Here is a 17,828-nt window from a genome sequence, read left to right on the forward strand (position 1 = left end):
GTGTGGCGGGGAGACCCCCGCCCTACTCGGCTGCCACGCTCGGGTTGTTCGGATGCGTGGTCCAGTTGGCGTAATCGCCCACTGTATCTCCGGTGCGCGGGTCCACCGCGCCTTTGGGCATCTCGGTCATGGTGATGCAATTCTCCACCGGGCAGACGTTGACACACAGGTTGCAGGCAACGCATTCGTCGTCCTTCACCTCGAACACCCGGCCCGGCAGCATCGCAATCGCCTGATGGCTGGTATCCTCACACGCCGCATAACAGCGGCCGCATTTGATGCACAAATCCTGATCAATCTGCGCCTTGGTCACATAGTTCAGGTTCAGGAACTGCCAGTCGGTGACATTCGGCACCGCACGCCCAACCAGATCGGCAGTCGAGGTCATGCCCTTGTCATCCAGATATTGCGACAGGCCCGAAATCATCTCCTGCACGATCTTGAAGCCATAGGTCATCGCCGCCGTGCAAACCTGCACATTGCCCGCGCCAAGCGCCATGAACTCTGCCGCATCGCGCCATGTCGTCACGCCGCCGATGCCGGAAATCGGCAGGCCATAGGTCTCGGGCGAGCGCGCAATCTCGGCCACCATGTTCAGCGCGATCGGCTTGACCGCCGGGCCGCAATAGCCGCCATGGGTGCCCTTGCCGTCAATCATCGGCTCGGGGCTGAAGCTGTCGAGGTTAACGCTGGTGATCGAGTTGATGGTGTTGATCAGCGAAACCGCATCCGCCCCGCCACGTTTCGCGGCTTCGGCAGGTTTGCGAATGTCAGAGATGTTCGGCGTCAGCTTGACGATGCACGGCATGCGCGAGTGCTGTTTGACCCAGCGGGTGACCATCTCGATATATTCCGGCACCTGCCCCACGGCAGAGCCCATGCCACGCTCGGCCATGCCATGTGGGCAGCCAAAGTTCAGCTCGACCCCGTCAGCTTCGGTATCCTCGATCCGGTGCAGGATGTCTTTCCACGATTCCTCGTCGCAGGGCACCATCAGCGAAATGATCAGCGCCCGGTCCTTCCAGTCGCGCTTGACCGATTTGATCTCGCGCAGGTTCACCTCCAGCGGGCGGTCGGTGATCAGCTCGATGTTGTTCAGACCCAAGAGCCTGCGGTCCGCGCCCCAGATCGCGCCATAGCGCGGCCCGTTGACGTTGACCACCGGCGGCCCTTCGGAGCCGAGGGTTTTCCACACCACGCCGCCCCACCCGGCCTCGAACGCGCGGCGGACGTTGTATTCCTTGTCCGTGGGCGGGGCCGAGGCCAGCCAGAACGGGTTGGGGGATTTGATGCCGATGAAATCGGTTGTCAGGTTTGCCATGTCAATCTCTCCGTAGGGCGGGGGTCAGCCCGCCACCCCCATCAGGGACAAATGAATCGCCTCTGCCGCATCCCGGCCCTGCGCCACTGCGGTCACGGTCAGGTCTTCACCCCCGCCCGTGCAATCGCCCCCGGCCCAGACCCGCACGGGCAATCCGGCAATCTTGCCGCCATCGAGCGCCGCCCCCGCCGGCACACCGCTCAGGGTCTGGCCAATGGCCTTGAACACCTGATCAGCCTTCAGCCGGAAGGTCTCACCGGTCGGCTGCAGACCGTCGGCGGTGTCGGCCACATAGCCGAACTCCACCTCGCGCACCGCACCATTGCCATGCACCGCCACCGGGGCCGCGTTGCAGATGATCCGCACGCCGACGCTGGTGGCATGGTCCTGCTCGTAGCATGACGCGCTCATCCTGTCCTGTCCGCGCCGGTAGACGATGGTCACGTTTTCCGCCCCCAGCAGCTTTGACTGTACGGCGGCATCCACCGCCGTCATCCCGCCGCCGATCACCACCACATCGCGGCCCACCGGCAGCGTGGTCAGGTCATCGGTCTGGCGCAGCTCGGCGATGAAATCGACGGCATTGGCCACCCCGGCCTTGTCCTCGCCCGCCGCGCGCAGCGCATTGACGCCGCCCAGACCGATGCCCAGAAACACCGCATCATGCATGGCAAGCAGCCCCTCCAGCGTCACATCGCGGCCCAGCTCCACCCCGGTCTGCACGGTGATGCCACCGATCTGCAGCAGCCACTCCACTTCTTTCTGCGCAAACCCCCCGGTCGATTTATAGCTCGCGATGCCGTATTCGTTCAGCCCCCCGGCCTTGGCCCGGCGCTCATAGACCACCACGTCATGCCCATGCATGGCCAGCCGGTGCGCGCAGGCAAGCCCCGCAGGCCCTGCCCCGACCACCGCCACCGTCCGCCCGGTCGGGGCCGCGCGCGTAAACGGATGCAGGCCGCGCGCCATCGCCGTATCGGTGGCAAAGCGCTGCAAGCGCCCGATCTCCACCGGCTTGCCCTCGGCCACTTCGCGCACGCAGACCTCTTCACACAGCGTCTCGGTCGGGCAGACGCGGGCGCACATGCCGCCCAGAATGTTCTGGGTCCAGATCGTGGTCGCCGCAGACTCTGCCGTGCCGGTCGCGATCTGGCGGATGAACAGCGGGATGTCGATGCTGGTCGGGCAGGCCGTGACGCAAGGCGCATCATGGCAGAAATAGCAGCGATCCGCCGCGACTCGGGCTTCGTGCTGATCCAGCGGGGGTTCGTGGTCGGCAAAGTTCCCGGCGATCCTGTCGGCTGGCAGGCGCGCGGGGGCAATGCCGGGCGTCAGCGGGCTGTTGGTCATGGGCGGTCGTCTCCCTGTTTATATGATCTTTGAAAAAACGCTGGCACAGGTCCATTTTTTTATCAAATGGTAAATTTTACTGCGCCACAAAATTTCGGGAGTCACCTGCCAGAGTGCCCAAAAATTGCACAGCCGAATGGGTGCTTTTCTCGCCCGAAAACGCGGGTTATAAGCGGACAGCCCCGACCGAGGCCTTTGCGCCATGGTAAGACGGTCACCAACTGGCATAAACGCCAATAGAGGACGGCATGAGCAAACATTCCCCCGACGCAGACGTGGCCTTTATCTCGGCCCTTGCAGAACTGCTGAACAAGAACGAACTGACCGAGCTGAGCGTAAAGCGCGAATATGGCGAGGATGACAGCCTTGAGGTGCGCGTGGTCAAACAGGCCAATATCGTCACCACCCAAATGGCTGCCCCTGCCCCGGTCTATGCCGCAGCCCCGGCCCCGGCCTCCGCACCAGCAGCAGCCGCAGGCAATGATGACCCGGCCCAGCATCCGGGCGCAGTCACCTCGCCCATGGTCGGCACCTGCTATCTGGCGGCCGAACCCGGCGCGACACCCTTCATCACCATCGGCGCCACCGTGGCCGAGGGGCAGACAGTTCTGATCATCGAAGCGATGAAAACCATGAACCATATCCCCGCCCCGCGCGCCGGCACCATCAAGCGCATTCTGGTCGAGGATGGCACCGCCGTCGAATTCGGCGCGCCGCTGTTGATCATCGAGTGACGCCGATGTTTGAAAAAATCCTGATCGCCAACCGGGGCGAGATCGCGCTGCGCGTGATCCGCGCCTGCCGCGAAATGGGGATCAAATCGGTCGCCGTCCATTCCACCGCCGACGCCGACGCCATGCATGTCCGCATGGCGGACGAGTCGATCTGCATCGGCCCGGCCTCCAGCACCGAAAGCTATCTCAACAAGGCCGCGATCATCTCGGCCTGCGAGATCACCGGCGCGCAAGCCGTGCATCCGGGCTATGGCTTCCTGTCCGAAAACGCCAGCTTTGCGCAAGCGTTGCAGGATCACGGCCTGACCTTCATCGGCCCCAATGCCGAACATATCCGCATCATGGGCGACAAGATCACCGCCAAGGTCACCGCGATGGAGCTGGGCATACCGGTCGTGCCGGGGTCCGACGGTGGCGTGCCCGATTTCGAGACCGCGATCGGCGTGGCGGAAAAGATCGGCTTTCCGGTGATCATCAAGGCCACCGCCGGTGGCGGCGGACGCGGCATGAAGGTGGCGAAAAATGCCGCCGAACTGGAAGTCGCGTTCCGCACCGCCCGGTCCGAGGCCAAGAATGCCTTTGGCAATGACGAAGTCTATATCGAGAAATACCTGCAAAAACCGCGCCATATCGAGATTCAGGTGTTTGGCGACGGCAAGGGCAATGCCGTGCATCTGGGGGAGCGCGACTGTTCCTTGCAGCGCCGCCACCAGAAGGTTTTTGAGGAGGCCCCCGGCCCGTCGATCACCCCGAAAATGCGCGCCGACATCGGCAAGATCTGTGCCGAAGCGGTGGCCAAGATCAACTATATCGGCGCGGGCACGGTCGAGTTTCTGTATGAAGACGGCAAGTTCTACTTCATCGAGATGAACACCCGGTTGCAGGTTGAACACCCGGTCACCGAGTACATCTTCGGCGTTGATCTGGTGCGCGAACAGATCCGCGTCGCCTCGGGCCTGCCGATGTCGTTCACGCAAGACGAGCTGGAGATCAATGGCCACGCCATCGAGGTGCGGATCAACGCCGAAAAGCTGCCGAACTTTTCGCCCTGCCCCGGCAAGGTGCAGATGTTCCACGCCCCCGGCGGCTTTGGCGTGCGGATGGATTCGGCGCTCTATTCCGGCTATTCGATCCCGCCCTATTACGACAGCCTGATCGGCAAGCTGATCGTGCATGGCCGCGACCGGCCCGAAGCACTGGCCCGCCTGCGCCGCGCATTGGGCGAGCTGATCATCGACGGGGTCGAGACCACGGTGCCGCTGTTCGATGCCCTGCTGAACGAGCCTGACATCCAGTCGGGCGAGTACAACATTCACTGGCTGGAAAAATGGCTGGCTGCCCAGTTCGGCTAAGCCCAGACGGGGGGGCGGCCTGCCCCCCCGCCGCCCGTCACACAGTGGCTGTGACATGACAGACTCCTTGCAGATCACACCCGACCTGTTGTTGCAGGCCTATGCCATGGGAATTTTTCCAATGGCAGACTCGGCCACATCACAAGAGATCCACTGGGTCGACCCCAAACGCCGCGGCGTGTTCGATCTGGACCAGTTCCACATCTCGCGCTCGCTGCGCCGCGCTGTGCTGCGCGGCCAGTATCAGGTGACGGTAGACACCGATTTCTCGGGCGTGGTTGCGGCCTGCGCTGACCGCCCGGAAACCTGGATCAACCCCCCGATCTTTGCCCTGTACCAGGCGCTGCACCGCGAGGGTCGCGCGCATAGTCTGGAGGTGTGGGAGGCTGAGCAGCTGATCGGCGGCGTCTATGGCGTCGTTCTGGGGTCGGCGTTCTTTGGCGAATCGATGTTCTCTCGCCGCACGAACGCGTCAAAGATCGCACTGGCCTGGCTGGTACACCGGTTGCGGGCGGGCGGCTTTACGCTGTTCGACACCCAGTTCCTGACCCCGCATCTGGCCAGCCTTGGCGCTACAGAAATCCCGCGCGCTGAATACCACCGCAGACTTGACCGCGCCCTGCGCCAGCCGGCGCGGTTCGATCCGCCCGGCTATGCGCCCTATCCTTCGTTGATTTCTTCGAGTGGCGCGTCCGGGTCTTCCTCTGGCTCGGTCACCTCGGGGGCCACAAAACCGGAGTCGCAGGACAGCACCCAGATATCATAGCGCGGGTGATCCATCGCCGACAGCGCCGGACTGGAGGCCAGCATCCAGCCGGTAAACATCGGCCGGGTGGCGGTGGTATCCACCACGGTCACATGTGCCTGCGCATCCGCAGCCGGGTTGTCGCGGGGAAAGCGGCATTCATCCATCTGCACCGTCAGACGCCCCAGCGCCACCGACTGCCCGCGCGACAAGGACAGATCCTGCACCCGGCCCGTCACCTTGTCGAGAAACCGCAACGTGCCACCGGGGGCAGAGGCCATATCCTGCGCCGCCATAGGCACCGGGGCCAGCAGCAGCGCCAAAAGCAACAACCGCTTCATTCTATGGGCGCCTCTGTCGCCGCCTCTGTCGCCGCCGGAGTATCCGACCCGCCGCCGACAAACTTCATCAGCAGGGTGATCAGGCTGACAGCCCCTTGGGTATCCTCGATCTCATCGCCGGGCGCGAGGTTATCCAGCGAGCCACCGGGCACGATTTCAACAAAATTGCCGCCCAGCAGCCCTTCGGAGGAAATCAGGATCGCGCTGTCGTCTGGCAACAGGATGTCACTGCGCAGCCGGATCGTGGCATCCGCAAAAAAGGTCTGCGGGTTCAGACGCAAGTCGCTGATGGTGCCGATCTTGATCCCCGCCATCCGCACATCAGAGCCGACACTGATGCCGTCCATCGCCCGAAAGCTGGCGGTCAGCGGATAGGTCTCACCCACCCGCGCCATCAGCCCGGCAGAATTGGCGGCATAGGCCAGAAAACCCACCGCCACAGCCAGCACCGCAGCGCCCGCCAGAATTTCAGCGCGTTCCGAGGCCATTATTCGGGCTGCCACGCTTCGTAATCGGTACGGGCCACCGGCGCCGTGCGGCGCAGCGACCCTGCAGGCGCATAAGCGCCTTGGGTTCCGGTCAGGTTTTCCTGATGCGGCTTTTCCCAGACCTTATGGGTCAGAGGCGATTTGGTCGGCGGCTGATCCCAGGTGAAATGCAGCCAGCCATGCCAGTCGGGCGACACGCGCGAGGCTTCCATCTCGCCATTGTAGATGATCCAGCGCTTTTTCGCGTCAGCGGTCTGGTAATAGATGTTGCCCTGATCATCCTCGCCCACCCTTATGCCTTTGCGGGCGGTAAAGATCTGGGTGCCAATCGTCTGGCTGTTCCACCAGGTGAGCAGGCGCTTGAGGAAATACATCGGGAGCCTCCGGTTGCTTGTGCCTGATATGGCGGAAATGGCGGGCAAGGTCTAGGGGCAGCACGCGTGCCCCCTGCGCCACCAGCGGGCGTTTGCGCGATTTTTCGCAGAAAAATCATCCCGGCCATCAGATCGAATTTTCTGCGAAAATTCAAAAGCGCGGGACCAGCCCGCGCCTTTGTGTCCGTCGATCCCCGTCAGTCAGCCTGCACTGGCGGTTTCTTTTTTCTTCGGCGCTTCGGTATAGACCAGCATCGGTTTGGCCCCGGCATTCACCGCCTCTTCCTTGACCACGACCTCCTGCACGCCCTCCATCCCGGGCAGCTCGAACATGGTGTCCAAGAGGATGTCTTCCATGATCGAGCGCAGGCCGCGCGCACCGGTCTTGCGCTTGATCGCGCGCCGCGCGATTGCCACCAGAGCGTCGGGGGTAAAGGTCAGCTTCACCCCTTCGATATCGAACAGGCGCTGGTATTGTTTGACCAGAGCATTCTTGGGTTCGGTCAGAATGGTGACCAGTGCCGGCTCATCCAGATCGGTCAGCGTGGCGATCACCGGCAGACGGCCGACAAATTCAGGGATCAGCCCGAATTTCAGCAGATCTTCCGGCTCCAGCTCCTTGAACAGCTCGCCCACGCCGCGCGCATCGGGGTCTTTCACATCGGCCCCAAAGCCAATGCCCGAGCCCTTGTTCCGCTGGGCAATGATCTTTTCAAGCCCGGCAAAGGCGCCGCCACAGATGAACAGAATGTTGGTGGTATCCACTTGCAGGAATTCCTGCTGCGGATGTTTGCGGCCCCCTTGCGGCGGCACCGATGCCACAGTGCCCTCCATGATCTTCAGCAGGGCCTGCTGCACGCCCTCTCCGCTCACATCGCGGGTGATCGAGGGATTGTCGGATTTGCGGGTGATCTTGTCGACTTCGTCGATATAAACGATGCCGCGCTGCGCCCGTTCGACATTGTATTCCGAGGCTTGCAGCAGTTTCAGGATGATATTCTCGACATCCTCGCCGACATAGCCCGCTTCGGTCAGTGTGGTGGCGTCGGCCATGGTAAAGGGCACATCCAGAATCCGGGCCAGAGTCTGGGCCAGCAAGGTCTTGCCACAGCCGGTCGGGCCGATCAGCAGGATGTTGGACTTTGACAGCTCGATATCGGATTTCGATGAATGGTTCAGCCGCTTGTAATGGTTGTGAACCGCGACCGACAGCACCCGCTTGGCATGGATCTGGCCGATCACGTAATCATCCAGCACCTTGCAGATATCGCGCGGTGTCGGCACCCCATCGGTCGATTTCAGGCCGGTGGCCTTGGTCTCTTCACGGATGATATCCATGCAAAGTTCCACACATTCATCGCAGATGAATACGGTGGGACCGGCAATCAGCTTTCGCACCTCGTGCTGGCTTTTGCCGCAGAAGGAACAGTAAAGCGTGTTCTTGCTGTCGCCGGAATTGTTCGCCATGGGTTTCCTCAAGCCTTGTCGGGACAAGTCTAGGCCAAGCCCGGACCCTCCACAATGTCAAATCGCCCCCCGGACGCAAGGTCCGGGGGGCAAGGCGTCACTTCGTCGTGTCATCCATCTTGCCACGGCTGGCCACGATCTCGTCGATCAGACCCCAGGCCTTGGCATCTTCGGCGGACATGAAGTTGTCACGCTCCAGCGCCGCCTCGACCGTTTCATAGGAATTGCCGGTGTGATGGACGTAAATCTCGTTCAACCGGCGCTTCAGTTTCTCGGTCTCGCGGGCGTGGATCATGATATCCGTCGCCTGCCCCTGATACCCGCCCGAGGGCTGGTGGACCATGACCCGGCTGTTGGGCAGGGAAAAGCGCATGCCCTTTTCGCCAGCGGTCAGCAGCAGCGAGCCCATCGAGGCCGCCTGCCCGATCACCAGGGTGGATACCTTGGGTTTGATGTATTGCATGGTGTCATAAATCGACAGGCCAGAGGTCACCACACCGCCGGGGCTGTTGATGTACATGCTGATTTCCTTTGACGGATTCTCCGCCTCCAGAAACAGCAGCTGCGCACAGATCAGCGACGACATGCCATCATGCACCGGGCCGGACAGAAAGATGATCCGCTCCTTGAGCATGCGCGAGAAGATGTCATAGGCCCGCTCGCCCCGGCTGGTCTGTTCGACAACCATCGGGACAAGGGTGTTCATGTAGTGATCAACGGGGTCGCGCATGGGGCCTGCCTCTTGGATGTCTGATAGGTGAATACGGGGCTGTCGTTGACAGAGTCTTAGTAGGGCGATGCGGGGGCTGCAAGGGCAGGCGGATTTTTCGTTTCCGCAAGGCCCGGAAGGCAATGCAACGAATCACGGCATGCGGCGGACTTGATCACGGGGTCGTGTGCGCTAGCTCCCGCTGACCATGCAGATGACACCCACCTTTTCCGCCGCAACCCGCGCCTGCGCCCTTGCGCAGCTGGCACAGTTCATTCCCCATGCGGGCAGCGCCTATGCAGAGCACCGCAACCTGCACCGGCCCGGCCACCCGCATGTCTCGCAGCTGTCGCCCTATCTGCGCAGCCGTCTGCTGACCGAGGCCGAGGTGATCCGCGCCGCGCGCGACGCGCACGGTGACAGCGCCGATACCTTTGTCGCCGAAGTGCTGTGGCGCGCCTATTGGAAAGGCTGGCTGGAGATGCGGCCGCAGATTTGGCGCGAGACGCAGGCCGGTGTGGCGGCATCCCTCGCCCGGCTCGACCGCGACCGCCCTCTGGCCCACACCTTTGAGGCCGCCTGCACCGGACAAACCGGCATTGACGGGTTTGATCACTGGGCGCGCGATCTGACCGCGACCGGCTATCTGCATAATCACCAGCGGATGTGCTTTGCCTCGATCTGGATCTACACCCTGCACCTGCCCTGGCAGCTGGGGGCGGATTTCTTTCTGCGCCATCTGCTCGATGGCGACCCTGCCGCAAACACGCTGTCCTGGCGCTGGGTCGCCGGGCTGCACACCCCGGGCAAGCAATACCTGGCACAGGCCGAGGTGATCACCACGCTCAGCGATGGGCGCCATTGGCCCAAGGGTCTGGCACAAAGGGTTTTTCCGGTTGCCGCCCCCCCCAGCCCGGTGCCCGGCCCCTGCCCGCAAGGCGGGCTGTGGAACCGCACCCTGCCGACCGCGCTGTTGCTGCACGAAGACGATCTGTCGCCCGACTGGCTGCTACAGGTGGGCCTGCGCCCGCTGTCGACGGCCTTTCTGCTGGCCCCCGATGCCCGTTCCCCCCGCCCGGTCTCGCCACTGATCAAAGAGTTCCTGCGCCGTGCGGTCACCGATTGCAGCCGCCGTCTGGCCGCAGATCTGTCCACCTTGCATGGTCCGGTACAGGGCCCGGGCGCGGTCGATGCGCTGGTGGCCTGGGCCCGGCAAAGCGGGGCTGCCCAGATCGTCACGCCCTTCGCTCCGGTCGGCCCGGTGGCGAGCCTTCTGGCGTCGCTCGACACCAGACTGGCGGCGGAAAACATCCGTCTGGTGCGGGCAATGCGGCCCTATGATGCCGCACTCTGGCCGCATGCCACACAAGGATTTTTCCGCTTTCACCAGACCGCACGCGCGCTGGTTCAGCAGGGTCTGGTCTAATCGCGCCCCGACGGCGCATCAAAGAACTCCCGCCGCCCCAACACCACGCGAGCCGAGGCTGTGACCAGACACAGCCCGCCGAACACCAGCGCTGCGGGGGGAAAAATCGTGGGAAACAGGCAAAGCAAAGCAAAGAACACAATCGTTTCGGTGCCTTCCAGCAGGCCAACCGCGTAATACAGCGACTTTTCACCCTGCTGCGTCGTGCTCATCCGCCGCTTGGCGGCAATGATGGCATAGCCCAGAAAACTGGCCGCATTTGTATAAAAAGCTGCCAATAAAAACGCGCCCGCCACGCCGTTTGCCTGCGGATCACGCAGCACAAAGGCCAGCGGAATCGCGGCGTAAAAAACAAAGTCGCAGAAAATATCGAAATAGCCGCCGAAATCGGTCTTGAACGTGGCCCGCGCCACCGCGCCGTCCAGCCCGTCCAGCACCCGCCCGATCAGCAAGGGCACCAGCGCCAGCCAACCCGGCAGACCGCCGGCAATCATCCCCGCCGCCGCCAGCCCGAACCCCAGCCCAAGCAGGGTGATCCCGTCCGCCGTCGCCCCGCGCGCCGCCAGCCAGCGCCCGGTGCGGTTCAACGATGGGTCGATCAGGCGGCGCATGGCTCCGTCAAGCATTGCACAGGTCTCCTTGATGGGCCGGATCATTGCCGGGCGTCACCCTGTCGTCCAGCCCCCTCCGGCCTCACGAACGGTTGTGTCCGGCGAAATACGCTTGCGCGCGGGGGTTTGCCTTGCCTATCCCGAAGGGGTATCCCGCGACAAGCGGGCAAACGGGCCGCTCCAAAGGCCGTCACACAGGGGTTACCATGCACAGACGCCATTTCCTGATCGCCTCCGCCGCCCTCTTCGCCCTGCCGGCTCAGGCACAGACCAGCTGGGACAGCATTCTTGATGCGGCAAAGGGGCAGACGGTCTATTGGCATGCCTGGGGCGGTGATCCAAAGATCAATGATTTCATTGCCTTCGTCGGCGAACAGGCACAGGCCCGGCATGGCGTGACGATTGAACATGTCAAACTCGCCTCCACCGCCGATGCCGTCGCGCGGGTGCTGGGCGAACGCGATGCGGGAACGGTCACGGGCGGCGCGGTCGATCTGATCTGGATCAACGGCGAGAATTTTGCCGCGATGAAGGAGCAGGGCCTGCTGTTCGGCCCCTTCGCGACCAGCCTGCCGAACTGGCCACTGGTCGATGTGGCGGGCAAACCCGCCGTGGTCACCGATTTCACCCTGCCGACCGAAGGGTATGAATCGCCCTGGGCCATGGCGCAATTCGTGTTCGAGTATGACAGCGCCCGCCTGCCCGAACCGCCGCGCAGTCTGGATGCGCTGAAAGACTTTATCATGGCCAACCCGGGCCGCTTCAGCTATCCGCAGCCGCCCGATTATCTGGGCACCACCTTTCTCAAACAGGTGGCCTATGGCACGCTGGCCGACCCGTCAGTGATGCAACAGCCGCTGGATGAGGCCACATATGAGGCGACCATCGCCCCGATGTGGGACTGGCTCGATGCAGTCACTCCGGCGCTGTGGCGCGCGGGCAAGGCCTATCCGCAGAACGAACCGGCGCTGGGGCAGTTGCTGGCCGATGCCGAGGTCGACATCGGTTTCGCCCTCAACCCCGGTCGCGCCAGCGCCGAAATTGCTGCCGGAACCCTGCCAGATACGGTGCGCACCTTCACCTTCGACGGCGGCACCATCGGCAACGCGTCGTTTGTTGCGATCCCGTTCAACGCAGCCCATCAGGCGGGCGCGCAAGTGGTGGCAAATCTGCTGCTGGATCCCGAGATTCAGGCCCGCGCCCAAGACCCGGATGTGTTGGGATTTCAAACGGTTCTGGACCTTTCTTCCCTTGAAGACTCAGACCGCGCCCGCTTTGACGCGCTGGAACTGGGTGTTGCCACCCTGTCGCCCGCCGATCTTGGCCCCGCGCTGCTGGAGCCGCATGGCAGCTGGATGGTGCGGATCGGGCAAGACTGGATGCAGCGCTACGGCGTCGCCCAATGATCATGGGCGGCCCGCTACGGTGGGCCCCCCGGCTGACATTGGCGCTCTTGGTGGTGCCGGTGGCGGCGGGCCTGCTGGGCACGCTGATTCCGGCTTTTGCCAATGATGCCAAGGGCTTTCGCGCCCTTCTTGACTGGCCCGGCCTGTCGCCTGCGGTCTGGCTGTCGCTGACCACCGGTGTTGCGGCCACCGCCCTGTCGCTGGCGGTCACGCTGTTGCTGGTCGCGAGCCTGTGGGGCACGCGGATCTTTGCACTGATCCAGCATCTGCTGGCCCCGCTGCTGTCAGTTCCCCATGCCGCAGCGGCGCTTGGGCTGGCGTTTCTGATCGCCCCTTCGGGCTGGATTGCGCGGCTTTTGTCCCCTTGGGCCACCGGCTGGACCCAGCCGCCGGACCTTTTGATCCTGAACGACCCTTACGGCCTGTCGCTGACGCTGGGGCTGGTCACCAAAGAGGTGCCGTTCCTGTTCCTGATGGCCCTTGCCGCCCTGCCGCAAGCCGATGTGGCGCGGCGGATGAATGTGGCGCAAAGCCTGGGCGCCGGGCGGATCGCGGCTTTTGTGATTTCGGTATTACCAAGCCTTTACAGCCAGTTGCGCCTGCCGGTTTATGCGGTTCTGGCCTATTCGATGACCGCAGTGGAAATGGCGATGATCCTGGGGCCGACCCGGCCCGCCACCCTGTCGGGGCAGGTCGTGATCTGGATGGCCGACCCGATGCTGACCGGCCGGGCGACAGCCGCCGCAGGGGCGGTGCTGCAACTGGCGGTGGTCATCGCGGCGCTTCTGGCCTGGGTTCTGGCCGAGCGGATCGCCGGGCTGGCCCTGATCCGCCTTGCCGAAAACGGCTTGCGCGCCCATGCGCTAGACGCGCTTGCGCGGCTGGTTGCGGTGCTGACCGGCACGGCGACGGCGGCGGCGCTGATCCTTGGGCTGGCGGGGCTGGCGGTGTGGTCGGTGGCCGGGCTGTGGCAGTTTCCCGATGCCCTGCCCGACACGCTGTCGCTGAAAACATGGATGCGCGCCGCCCCCGATCTGGCCAGCACCGGCGGGCTGACGTTGATGATCGCTGTCGCCGCCACCGCGCTGTCGCTGGCACTGGTGCTCGCCTGTCTGGAGGCAGAGCACCGCTTTGCCCTCTCCCCCGGCGCGGGCGCGCTCTGGGTGCTCTATCTGCCGCTACTGGTGCCACAAGTCGCGTTTCTGCCGGGGTTGCAGATCGCCGCCCTGCGCAGCGGGGTCGAGGGGCATTGGCTGGCCGTGGCCACCGCCCATCTGGTGTTTGTGCTGCCTTACGTCTTTTTGTCGCTCGCCCCGGCGTGGCGCGCCTGGGATCCCCGCATCTCGGTCGCCGGTCTGTCGCTGGGGGCAACGCCCGCGCGGGTGTTCTGGCGGCTGCGCCTGCCCATGCTGCTGCGCCCGGTGCTGACGGCGGCGGCGGTGGGGCTGGCGGTGTCGGTCGGGCAATATCTGCCAACGCTGCTGATCGGCGGCGGCCGGGTGGAAACCCTGACGACCGAGGCCGTGGCTCTGTCGTCGGGCGGCAACCGGCGGCTGATCGGCACCTATGCGCTGTTGCAGATGGTGCTGCCCGCGCTTGGCTTTGCCCTTGCGCTGCTGGTGCCTGCGGTGCTGTTCCGCAACCGGCGTGGCATGGCGGTAAGCGCATGACCGGCGTGCTGGAGCTGCAGACCCTTCAGATCACCCAGGGCCAGACCCGGGTGGTGGCACTGGACGTGACCATCGCCCCCGGCGAGGTGCTGACCATCATGGGTCCCTCCGGATCGGGCAAATCCACCGCGCTGGCTGCGATGATGGGCACGCTTGCCCCCGCCTTCCGCACCACGGGCCGGGTGATTCTGGCCGGGCGCGACATCACCACCCTGCCCCCGCATCTGCGCCGGGTCGGCCTGCTGTTTCAGGATGATGTGCTGTTCCCGCATCTGTCGGTCGGCGCCAATCTGGCCTTTGCGCTGCCGCCCGCGGTCAAAGGCCGGAGCGCCCGGCGCGCGCAGGTCGATGCCGCACTGGATCAGGCCGGTCTGTCGGGCTTTGCCGCGCGGGATCCCGCCACCCTGTCGGGCGGGCAGCGCGCTAGGGTGGCGCTGATGCGCACCCTGCTGGCCCGACCCTGCGCCCTGTTGCTGGATGAGCCGTTTTCGCGGCTGGATGCCGGTCTGCGCGCCCAGATCCGCAGCTTTGTGCTGTCACGCATCCGGCAGGAGGGGCTGCCGGCGGTGCTGGTCACGCATGACCCGGAAGACGCACAGGCCGCCGGAGGACGCGTGGTGACCCCGCTTGGCACCCCGGTCACGCTTTAGCGCGCCAAAATCAGCTCGGCCCGCAGCCCGCCCAAAGCCTCGGACCGGCCCAGAATCAGCCGCCCGCCATGGCTGCGCGCGACATCGGCGGCAATCGACAGGCCCAAGCCCACCCCGCCGCCCCGGTTGGGGTCACGCGCGGCCCCCAGCCGGGTAAAGGGCGCCATCGCCGCCTCGCGCTGCGCCTCGGGAATTCCCGGCCCGTTGTCCTCGACCACAAACCGCAGGCTGCGGTCATTGGCCGACAGCGTCAGCCGGACGCTGTCGGCATGACGAAACGCATTGCCGATCAGGTTCTCGACCGCCCGCTGCACCGCCTGCGGCCGCAGGCGCAGCATGACCGGCGTCATCAGCCGCGATTCCCAGTCAAGGCTATGGCCTGACCGCGCCACATTATCGACGATGCGCGCGGCAATCTGCGCCGGATCAGCCTCGACCGGTTCTTCCATCGCATCGCCCCGGACAAAGGCGAGGAATTCATCGACCAGCCGCTCCATCTCGCGCACATCCGACAACAGCGCCTGCACCTCATCATCCTCGGGCAGCATCGACAGACCCAGCCGCAGCCGGGTGATCGGGGTGCGCAGGTCATGGCTGACCCCCGACAGCATCAGCGTGCGGGTTTCAATCGCGCGTTCGATCCGCGACCGCATGTCCAGAAACGCCGCCCCCGCTGCCCGCACCTCCAGCGCACCGCGCGGACGGTAGGGCACCGCCTCGCCCTTGCCAAACGCCTCTGCCGCCTCGGCCAGCCGCTTGATCGGCCGCAACTGATTGCGCAGGAACATATAGGCGATCAGCGTCATCAGCACCGAGGCCAGCATCATGATCACCAGCAGCTGATGCGGATTTGACGCTGACACCCGCGTGCGCGACAGGGAAAACAGGATCGGCCCGTGGCGGGTCTGTTCGGCCAGCAGGACCGTGCCCCTTACGGTGGCCAGATCAATCGACAGCACATAGGGCAAACGCTCGCGCAGCTCGGCGATCACCGGACGCGCGGTCAGATCCCACCAGTCGCGCCGGTCGGTTGGCGTAACCGAGCGCGCCGGCAGTTCGACCCCGATCTCCACCGCCTCGGCCAGCGGCTGCACCGCCGCAAGCGCCGCCTCCAGACTGTCTGCCGCATCCAGCACGTCGCGCATCAGCGCCAGCTCCATCACCACGCCATGCACCAGCTGCTGCGTCACGCCTTCGAAATGGCGCTGGATAAAGGCGACCGACACGATCAGCTGAATCGTGACCGTCGGCACGATCAGGATCAGCGCGGCACGGCCGAACAGGCTGCGGGGCAAAAAGGGCTTGAGGCTCAGGCGCATGCCGCTAGCCTAGCCGGGCAATACGGCAAATGAAAGCGGGCAACGAAGATGCAGGCGGGAGTAGCAGAGCAGGTGGCACAGGGCATCCGCCGGATTCTGGCCCCCAACCCGTCGGCGATGACCGGACCGGGGACCAACACCTATATCCTCGGGCACGGCGCCGGCGTGATCGTGGTCGACCCCGGCCCGGCAGAGGAACAGCATCTGGCGACCATACTGGCGGCCCTTGATCCGACTGACACAGTGACAGCAATTCTGGTCACCCATGCCCACAATGACCATTCTGCCGCCGCCCCCCGGCTCTCTGCCCTGACGGCGGCCCCCGTCCTCGCCTTTGGCGATGCCCGCTCAGGTCGCAGCCCGTTGATGCAACGTCTGGCTGACAGCGGTTTTGCCGGCGGCGGTGAAGGTGCCGACCTCAGCTTTCGTCCCGACCGGCAGCTGACCGATGGCACGGTGCTGCCTTGCGGTGACACGCTGTTGCGGGTGATCCACACCCCCGGCCATATGGGCGGCCATATCTGCCTGGGCTTTGGCGATGTGCTGTTGTCCGGCGATCACGCCATGGGCTGGGCGTCGAGCCTGATCTCGCCGCCCGATGGTGACATGGCAGCCTATATGGCGTCGCTCGACCGCCTGATGTCAGAGCGCTGGAGTCTGATGCTGCCCGGCCACGGCCCGGCGGTGCCCGAGGTCGCAGCCCGCCTGCAAGCGCTCTCCGATCACCGCCGCGCCCGTGAAGCCGAGGTGCTGGCCGCCCTGCGCCCCGCACCAGCCACCCCCACAGACCTGACCCGCCGGATCTATCACGACATTCCCCCCGGACTGCACGCCGCCGCCATCAGAAACGTGCTGGCGCATCTCATTGATCTTGCGGCCAGAAACGTTGTCACCTGCCAGGATATCCCCGGCCCGGACACAATTTTCACCCGAACTGACTCCTTGTAACGATTTTTCCGGAAATCCCCTTTACGCCCCCAAAACCACTTGCTATACGGCCCACGTGTTCCGGCGTAGCTCAGCGGTAGAGCAGTTGACTGTTAATCAATTGGTCGTAGGTTCGATCCCTACCGCCGGAGCCAAAGTAAGCTAGTAATTTGAATTGATGGAAGAATTCCATCCCTTTCAAACACAGCGCTTTGGATTGACACACCGTTTCTCATGATCTGACATCTGGTTTTGAACCGTCCTGTCCGGGGCTGAATTCAGCGGGTTTCGCCGCTGTGTTTCTGGCATTTTCGACAGGCGATAATGGGGGTCAGCTTCTGTCAGCGTGAAAACCGGCGGGTCAGCGTCTTCAGCCTTTGCCCCGCGCTTAACCCTCTATCGTCGCCCGGCCTTGCGGGTGGAGAGCAACAGGTTGGTCTCGCTTGTCATCACGCCGTCGATGTTGCGGATGCGAAAGATCACCTCGTCCAGCTCCTGCAAGGTCTGGGTGGCCAGATCGACGATCAGATCCCAGCGGCCGTTGGTGGAATGCACCGCCTGCACGGCGGGCAGGCCGGCAAGGCGGGCCATGGTGCGCTCGGCTCCCTTGCCCTCGATCCCGATCATCATCAGCGCACGCACCGGGGCGGCGGTCACGTCGGCGCGGGTGACCACGGTAAAGCCCGCGATCTCCCCCCGCTCCACCAACCGTTCCATCCGGGCGCGCACCGTGGCGCGCGACAGGCCGAGGCTGTCGGCCAGATCGGAAATCGCCGCGCGCCCGTCGCGGCGCAGTTCTGACAGCAGGCGGGTGTCTGTATCGTCCATTTTGCGCAACCCTTTCGCCATTTGGTGCAAACTCCTGTGCAGTTTGCACAGGACGCCGGGTGAATCCACCATCTTTATGCGCAATCCTGTGACAAACAATAAGGATGCCA

At 64.2% G+C, this 17,828-nt stretch carries 18 protein-coding genes and 1 tRNA gene; 9 read left to right on the plus strand and 10 right to left on the minus strand.

The window, feature by feature from the left end; translation table 11 throughout:
- Nucleotides 1-22: 22 nt before the first annotated feature.
- Together preA and J2X53_RS11180 are read right to left on the minus strand one after the other, a co-directional pair.
- On the minus strand, nt 23-1,321 hold the full coding sequence (preA, locus tag J2X53_RS11175; protein ID WP_349037569.1) for an NAD-dependent dihydropyrimidine dehydrogenase subunit PreA: 1,299 nt from the start codon (nt 1,319-1,321) through the stop codon (nt 23-25).
- A gap of 24 nt (nt 1,322-1,345) precedes the next feature.
- Entirely contained in the window at nt 1,346-2,671 is a 1,326-nt protein-coding gene (locus J2X53_RS11180; protein ID WP_349037570.1) for an NAD(P)-dependent oxidoreductase, read from the minus strand.
- Nucleotides 2,672-2,919: 248 nt separating this feature from the next.
- On the opposite strand from J2X53_RS11180, the gene accB reads away from it, so the two are divergent.
- From accB to aat, 3 genes are read left to right on the plus strand one after another with little or no spacing between them, the layout of a single operon-like run.
- Nucleotides 2,920-3,405 carry an acetyl-CoA carboxylase biotin carboxyl carrier protein gene (gene accB / locus J2X53_RS11185; RefSeq protein ID WP_349037571.1) on the plus strand — a complete coding sequence of 162 codons (486 nt, stop codon included), beginning with the start codon at nt 2,920-2,922 and terminating at the stop codon, nt 3,403-3,405.
- A gap of 5 nt (nt 3,406-3,410) precedes the next feature.
- A complete protein-coding gene (gene accC / locus J2X53_RS11190) occupies nt 3,411-4,757 on the plus strand; it encodes an acetyl-CoA carboxylase biotin carboxylase subunit (RefSeq protein ID WP_349037572.1) in 1,347 nt (448 codons plus the stop codon).
- Between the two features lie 55 nt (nt 4,758-4,812).
- Nucleotides 4,813-5,523: a leucyl/phenylalanyl-tRNA--protein transferase gene (gene aat, locus J2X53_RS11195; protein WP_349037573.1), complete on the plus strand. Its 711-nt coding sequence runs from the start codon at nt 4,813-4,815 to the stop codon at nt 5,521-5,523.
- Here aat and J2X53_RS11200 read toward each other — a convergent pair.
- The 5 genes from J2X53_RS11200 to J2X53_RS11220 all read right to left on the minus strand — a co-directional run bounded on the left by J2X53_RS11200 (nt 5,418) and on the right by J2X53_RS11220 (nt 8,902).
- A complete protein-coding gene (locus J2X53_RS11200; protein ID WP_349037574.1) occupies nt 5,418-5,843 on the minus strand; it encodes a DUF2155 domain-containing protein in 426 nt (141 codons plus the stop codon). The two genes, aat and J2X53_RS11200, sit on opposite strands and share 106 nt — an antisense overlap.
- A complete protein-coding gene (mlaD, locus tag J2X53_RS11205; RefSeq protein WP_349037575.1) occupies nt 5,840-6,331 on the minus strand; it encodes an outer membrane lipid asymmetry maintenance protein MlaD in 492 nt (163 codons plus the stop codon). The genes J2X53_RS11200 and mlaD overlap by 4 nt, the downstream gene beginning before the upstream one ends.
- Nucleotides 6,331-6,705 (minus strand): NADH:ubiquinone oxidoreductase subunit NDUFA12, encoded by a 375-nt coding sequence (locus tag J2X53_RS11210; protein WP_349037576.1) that lies wholly within the window; start codon nt 6,703-6,705, stop codon nt 6,331-6,333. Before J2X53_RS11210 ends, mlaD begins: the two co-directional genes overlap by 1 nt.
- A 201-nt stretch (nt 6,706-6,906) precedes the next feature.
- Nucleotides 6,907-8,172, minus strand: a complete 1,266-nt coding sequence (gene clpX, locus J2X53_RS11215; protein WP_349037577.1) for an ATP-dependent Clp protease ATP-binding subunit ClpX — start codon at nt 8,170-8,172, stop codon at nt 6,907-6,909.
- 97 nt (nt 8,173-8,269) lie between these two features.
- Nucleotides 8,270-8,902, minus strand: a complete 633-nt coding sequence (locus tag J2X53_RS11220) for an ATP-dependent Clp protease proteolytic subunit (protein ID WP_164608672.1) — start codon at nt 8,900-8,902, stop codon at nt 8,270-8,272.
- A gap of 187 nt (nt 8,903-9,089) precedes the next feature.
- Between J2X53_RS11220 and J2X53_RS11225 the strand changes: the two genes are divergently transcribed.
- Nucleotides 9,090-10,307, plus strand: a complete 1,218-nt coding sequence (locus J2X53_RS11225) for an FAD-binding domain-containing protein (RefSeq protein WP_349037578.1) — start codon at nt 9,090-9,092, stop codon at nt 10,305-10,307.
- On the opposite strand, the gene J2X53_RS11230 is transcribed toward J2X53_RS11225, so the two are convergent.
- Nucleotides 10,304-10,933, minus strand: a complete 630-nt coding sequence (locus tag J2X53_RS11230) for a CDP-alcohol phosphatidyltransferase family protein (protein ID WP_349037579.1) — start codon at nt 10,931-10,933, stop codon at nt 10,304-10,306. The two genes, J2X53_RS11225 and J2X53_RS11230, sit on opposite strands and share 4 nt — an antisense overlap.
- 191 nt (nt 10,934-11,124) lie before the next feature.
- Between J2X53_RS11230 and J2X53_RS11235 the strand changes: the two genes are divergently transcribed.
- From J2X53_RS11235 to J2X53_RS11245, 3 genes are read left to right on the plus strand one after another with little or no spacing between them, the layout of a single operon-like run.
- Entirely contained in the window at nt 11,125-12,324 is a 1,200-nt protein-coding gene (locus J2X53_RS11235) for an ABC transporter substrate-binding protein (protein ID WP_349037580.1), read from the plus strand.
- Nucleotides 12,321-13,994: an ABC transporter permease subunit gene (locus tag J2X53_RS11240; protein ID WP_349037581.1), complete on the plus strand. Its 1,674-nt coding sequence runs from the start codon at nt 12,321-12,323 to the stop codon at nt 13,992-13,994. The genes J2X53_RS11235 and J2X53_RS11240 overlap by 4 nt, the downstream gene beginning before the upstream one ends.
- Nucleotides 13,991-14,644, plus strand: coding sequence for an ATP-binding cassette domain-containing protein (locus tag J2X53_RS11245; protein WP_349037582.1), 654 nt, complete (start codon nt 13,991-13,993; stop codon nt 14,642-14,644). The genes J2X53_RS11240 and J2X53_RS11245 overlap by 4 nt, the downstream gene beginning before the upstream one ends.
- Here the strand turns inward: J2X53_RS11245 and J2X53_RS11250 are convergent.
- On the minus strand, nt 14,641-15,963 hold the full coding sequence (locus J2X53_RS11250; RefSeq protein WP_349037583.1) for an ATP-binding protein: 1,323 nt from the start codon (nt 15,961-15,963) through the stop codon (nt 14,641-14,643). The two genes, J2X53_RS11245 and J2X53_RS11250, sit on opposite strands and share 4 nt — an antisense overlap.
- 48 nt (nt 15,964-16,011) lie before the next feature.
- Here J2X53_RS11250 and J2X53_RS11255 point away from each other — a divergent pair, with 48 nt between their 5' ends.
- Together J2X53_RS11255 and J2X53_RS11260 are read left to right on the plus strand one after the other, a co-directional pair.
- Nucleotides 16,012-16,911 carry an MBL fold metallo-hydrolase gene (locus J2X53_RS11255; protein ID WP_349037584.1) on the plus strand — a complete coding sequence of 300 codons (900 nt, stop codon included), beginning with the start codon at nt 16,012-16,014 and terminating at the stop codon, nt 16,909-16,911.
- 59 nt (nt 16,912-16,970) lie between these two features.
- Nucleotides 16,971-17,045 (plus strand) — tRNA-Asn (locus J2X53_RS11260).
- A 241-nt stretch (nt 17,046-17,286) separates the two neighbouring features.
- Here J2X53_RS11260 and J2X53_RS11265 read toward each other — a convergent pair.
- A complete protein-coding gene (locus J2X53_RS11265) occupies nt 17,287-17,718 on the minus strand; it encodes an Lrp/AsnC family transcriptional regulator (RefSeq protein WP_349037585.1) in 432 nt (143 codons plus the stop codon).
- Nucleotides 17,719-17,828 lie beyond the last annotated feature (110 nt).

Origin of the sequence: Pseudotabrizicola sp. 4114 (genome assembly GCF_031457365.1) — a bacterium.
Taxonomy (GTDB): Bacteria; Pseudomonadota; Alphaproteobacteria; order Rhodobacterales; family Rhodobacteraceae; genus Pseudotabrizicola.

Excerpts from the sequence above, each read along its gene's own strand:
- preA (WP_349037569.1), bottom strand. The coding sequence starts at position 1,321 with ATGGCAAACCTGACAACCGATTTCATCGGCATCAAATCCCCCAACCCG.
- J2X53_RS11180 (WP_349037570.1), bottom strand. The coding sequence starts at position 2,671 with ATGACCAACAGCCCGCTGACGCCCGGCATTGCCCCCGCGCGCCTGCCA.
- accB (WP_349037571.1), top strand. The coding sequence starts at position 2,920 with ATGAGCAAACATTCCCCCGACGCAGACGTGGCCTTTATCTCGGCCCTT.
- accC (WP_349037572.1), top strand. The coding sequence starts at position 3,411 with ATGTTTGAAAAAATCCTGATCGCCAACCGGGGCGAGATCGCGCTGCGC.
- aat (WP_349037573.1), top strand. The coding sequence starts at position 4,813 with ATGACAGACTCCTTGCAGATCACACCCGACCTGTTGTTGCAGGCCTAT.
- J2X53_RS11200 (WP_349037574.1), bottom strand. The coding sequence starts at position 5,843 with ATGAAGCGGTTGTTGCTTTTGGCGCTGCTGCTGGCCCCGGTGCCTATG.
- mlaD (WP_349037575.1), bottom strand. The coding sequence starts at position 6,331 with ATGGCCTCGGAACGCGCTGAAATTCTGGCGGGCGCTGCGGTGCTGGCT.
- J2X53_RS11210 (WP_349037576.1), bottom strand. The coding sequence starts at position 6,705 with ATGTATTTCCTCAAGCGCCTGCTCACCTGGTGGAACAGCCAGACGATT.
- clpX (WP_349037577.1), bottom strand. The coding sequence starts at position 8,172 with ATGGCGAACAATTCCGGCGACAGCAAGAACACGCTTTACTGTTCCTTC.
- J2X53_RS11220 (WP_164608672.1), bottom strand. The coding sequence starts at position 8,902 with ATGCGCGACCCCGTTGATCACTACATGAACACCCTTGTCCCGATGGTT.
- J2X53_RS11225 (WP_349037578.1), top strand. The coding sequence starts at position 9,090 with ATGCAGATGACACCCACCTTTTCCGCCGCAACCCGCGCCTGCGCCCTT.
- J2X53_RS11230 (WP_349037579.1), bottom strand. The coding sequence starts at position 10,933 with ATGCTTGACGGAGCCATGCGCCGCCTGATCGACCCATCGTTGAACCGC.
- J2X53_RS11235 (WP_349037580.1), top strand. The coding sequence starts at position 11,125 with ATGCACAGACGCCATTTCCTGATCGCCTCCGCCGCCCTCTTCGCCCTG.
- J2X53_RS11240 (WP_349037581.1), top strand. The coding sequence starts at position 12,321 with ATGATCATGGGCGGCCCGCTACGGTGGGCCCCCCGGCTGACATTGGCG.
- J2X53_RS11245 (WP_349037582.1), top strand. The coding sequence starts at position 13,991 with ATGACCGGCGTGCTGGAGCTGCAGACCCTTCAGATCACCCAGGGCCAG.
- J2X53_RS11250 (WP_349037583.1), bottom strand. The coding sequence starts at position 15,963 with ATGCGCCTGAGCCTCAAGCCCTTTTTGCCCCGCAGCCTGTTCGGCCGT.
- J2X53_RS11255 (WP_349037584.1), top strand. The coding sequence starts at position 16,012 with ATGCAGGCGGGAGTAGCAGAGCAGGTGGCACAGGGCATCCGCCGGATT.
- J2X53_RS11265 (WP_349037585.1), bottom strand. The coding sequence starts at position 17,718 with ATGGACGATACAGACACCCGCCTGCTGTCAGAACTGCGCCGCGACGGG.